1 pseudogene is annotated in these 1,377 nt (G+C 45.3%); it reads left to right on the top strand.

Annotated elements, in window-relative coordinates:
* Positions 1-1,377 (top strand): annotated as a pseudogene (locus R7Q47_RS24610) (methyl-accepting chemotaxis protein); the annotation flags it as partial.

Here is a 1,377-nt window from a genome sequence, read left to right as displayed (position 1 = left end):
CAAAAACCATGGCCGGTCATTTCGATGCTTACCTTCTTACTGCTCAAGTACTCGAATCAACTTTTCGTAATGGTTAACTTGCAGGCGTTTATGTAGAAAACTAAACGGTAGACTTCATGGGCCATGAAGTACCAAATATCACGCAATACAGCGAAAGTTTGATTAACGACACAAAGCTGGTCGACAGCTTCACGCGTGATACCGGAGCAATCGCAACGTTATTTGCACCACTTGGTGATGACTTCATTCGCGTTTCAACATCATTAAAAGATCCGCAAGGTAAGCGTGCAGTAGGCACGACTCTTGGACGCAACCATCCTGGTTACCAACTCTTAAAGAGCGGAAAACCTTACTACGCGCAAATCAAACTATATGGTGAACGCTACATTACCTATTACGCGCCAATCAAAGACGCTAACGGTAACGTATCTGGCTTGTCATTTATCGGTTTGCCAGTAGACCAAGCCACACAGACTCTGTTTGATGCACTAGAAGAGATTAAGTGGGGCGACACAGGCTACACCATCATTGTCGATAACGACAAAAACAATCTTGGTAAGTACTTACTCCACCCAACTAAGAGCGCTACCGATCCTTCAATCGTAGAAGTTCGTGACTACGATGGTAACAAGCCTTTCCATAAGATTTTCGAACAAAAGAGTGGTCTGATCCGCTACCCATTCCAATACGGCTCAACCGTCGGTGAAAAATACTTAGTGTTCACCGAAGTACCCGGCTGGAACTGGAAACTACTGGGCGGTACATTCATCAAGGAAGTGACCAAAGGCAGCGACACGCTACTTAAACTGATAGCCATCATATCTTCGGTAGCAGCGAGCATCACTTTTGTTGTGCTCACTCTGTTCTTAAATCGCAGCTTACAGCCTCTAACGGTGTTGAACTCTTACATGACGCGCCTAGCTAATGGTGAAGTCAGCTTACAAATTCCGTCGTCTCGTAAACGTTCTAAAAATGAGATTGTGAATTTGAATAACGGCGTTGCAAGCATGGCAAATCAACTGAATGAGTTAGTTGGCCAGATTCGTTCTACCAGCGATTTAGTCGAAAGTAACTCGACCAGTGTAGCAAGCGATGCTCATAGCAACTTAACCCAAGCGGATCGTCAGCAAGAAGAAGTTGAGCAAGTCGTAACAGCAATCGAAGAGATGGCCTCTTCCGCTCAATCGGTGGCGCAGCAAGTAGAAAGCATTGCTGAAAATGTCCGCTCTGCGAACTTAGATAGCCAATCTGGTTTGACGATTGTTGAAGGCGTATGTGTCGACGTGGCGCAGTTGAATGATCAATTGGATCAATCAGCCGAAGCCATCGAACAAGTCAACCGTGACAGTGAAAGTATCCAAACCGTCACAAGAATGA

The organism is Vibrio sp. Vb0349, assembly GCF_033338975.1.
The sequence above is the reverse complement of the archived record's forward strand: the minus strand, read 5'-3'. Positions and strand labels throughout refer to the sequence as shown.